Source organism: Kocuria sp. (assembly GCF_030536815.1).
Classification (GTDB): domain Bacteria; phylum Actinomycetota; class Actinomycetes; order Actinomycetales; family Micrococcaceae; genus Kocuria; species Kocuria gwangalliensis.
On record NZ_JAUNPE010000293.1, the window covers coordinates 1 to 1984 of the forward strand.

The following is a 1984-nucleotide window of genomic DNA, read 5'->3' on the forward strand; positions in this document are numbered from 1 at the left end:
GGCCGAGACCTCAAATCCGAAGGGAACAGCGCATGATGAACACGGCGGACAACGCCCAAGGGACCGCGCAGGAGGCCGGCGCGGCCGGCAAACCCTGCGTGGCCGTGGTGTTCGGAGGTCGCTCCTCCGAGCATTCGGTGTCCTTGATCACCGCCCGTTCGGTGCTACGCGCCATCAATCGCGACCGGTGGGACGTGGTGAGCGTGGGCATCTCCACCGATGGTGCCTGGTTCCTGTATTCGCAGGAGGAACTGGAAACCCTGTTGGACAGCCAACCCATGGCCGTGTTGCCCGCGGGTGAGAAACGCGTGACCCTGCCATTGCAGGTGGGGGAGAACGAGCTGCTCGTCCACGAATACGGGACCGAAGGCGGTGCACTGACGCGGGGTCGGCACATCGACGCCGTGTTCCCGCTGCTGCACGGACCGTTCGGAGAGGACGGAACCCTGCAGGGTCTGCTGGAATTGGCCGACCTGCCCTACGTGGGCTGCGGTGTCTCAGCCTCAGCCATCGGCATGGACAAGCACTTCATGAAGGTCGCCTTCGAGGCCGCCGGGCTGGAGGTCGGCCCCTACACCGTGGTCCACAACCGCGACTGGCTAGTCAACCCGGAGCAGGTCCGTGAGAACGTGGCCGCGTTGGGTTTTCCCGTCTTCGTCAAGCCCGCTCGTGCCGGTTCCTCGTTCGGGATCACCCGTGTGGACAGGGCCGAGGACCTCGACGCCGCGATCGAGACCGCTCGCGAGTACGACCTGAAACTCGTGATCGAGGCGGGGATCGAGGGCCGCGAAATCGAGTGCGCCGTGCTGGGTGCTCACGAGTGGTCCACGCCTCGCGCGTCCCTGCCCGGTGAGATCGAGGTCCAGGGTCACGAGTTCTACGACTTCGAGGCCAAGTACGTGGCGGACGACGCCGCCCGACTGTCCTGCCCCGCGAATCTGCCCGACGATGTGATCGAGACCCTGCGGGAAAAAGCAGCCAGAGCGTTCGACGCCATTGACGGTGAAGGACTCTCGCGCTGCGACTTCTTTGTCACGCCCGATCACCGGGTAATCATCAACGAGATCAACACAATGCCCGGCTTCACCCCGATTTCAATGTACCCGCGGATGTGGGCGGCGTCCGGATTGCAGTACCCGGATCTGATCGATGAGCTGATTTCACTGGCGCTCGAACGCCCCGTGGGACTGCGCTGACCACTCCGCGCTTCAATCGCTGACCGTCCTGACACCCCGTGGCCCGTTCCGGGTCAGGGGGTGTTCTGCAGGTCCAGGGTGTCGGACACGGACAAGCACGAGTTCTGCTGGGGGATCTGCGCCACCGCACTGCCGGCCTCCACAATCGCGGTGGATGACGGAACACGGGAGGTGTCGAAAAGTATTTCCACGGCGGGGGAGCGACCGTAACTGACGGCTCGCCACTGGTTCTCCTGCCCCTCCACCTCGGAGATGAGCCAATCCACTCCGTTGACATTGGTGCACGGATCGGTGGTGGGTGCCGGTGGCTCCACTCCGCAGCGCACGATCACCCCCGAGGGATCGCCGTAGGCCGTGGTGCCCTGACTCGTGGTGGCCCGCTGGTCCAAATCGCCCATGGTCTCGGGCATGGCCAGCATGGCGGACGCGCACGCGGGATCGGTATTGTGCGGCGCTCCCTCGACCGTGACGGGGGAGCCGCACCCGGTGAGCAGCAAAGCCCCCAGTGTCATGGCCGCCAGTGCCGCGCGGCGGGTGGAGTTGTGGAGTCCGTGAGATCCGTCCTGGGTACGCGCGCGGGAGAAGAACATGATCTCCACTGTAGACGCGCTGACCGGGTGGCCTCTGCGAAGCAGGGTGTGCCGCTCGTTACGCTGAACCCATGACCGTTTTCCCCACACCGACCCCCGCAACCACGGTGGAGCAGGTCTCCGAATCCGAGCTGTTGAAGGCCTTCCTCCCGCTGGCCAAGACCTCGTCACCGTACGTCGAGGTGGGGCCCGGCGACG

The 1984-nt window shown here is 65.3% G+C and carries 2 protein-coding genes; one reads left to right on the forward strand and one right to left on the reverse strand.

Annotated elements, in window-relative coordinates; genetic code table 11:
* The first annotated feature begins 35 nt into the window (after positions 1-35).
* Positions 36-1196, forward strand: a complete 1161-nt coding sequence (locus tag Q4E95_RS13295) for a D-alanine--D-alanine ligase family protein (protein WP_303383755.1) — start codon at positions 36-38, stop codon at positions 1194-1196.
* Between the two features lie 53 nt (positions 1197-1249).
* Here Q4E95_RS13295 and Q4E95_RS13300 read toward each other — a convergent pair whose 3' ends face one another.
* Complete coding sequence (locus tag Q4E95_RS13300; RefSeq protein ID WP_303383754.1) at positions 1250-1786, reverse strand: DUF3515 domain-containing protein; 537 nt, start codon at positions 1784-1786, stop codon at positions 1250-1252.
* Positions 1787-1984: the final 198 nt, after the last annotated feature.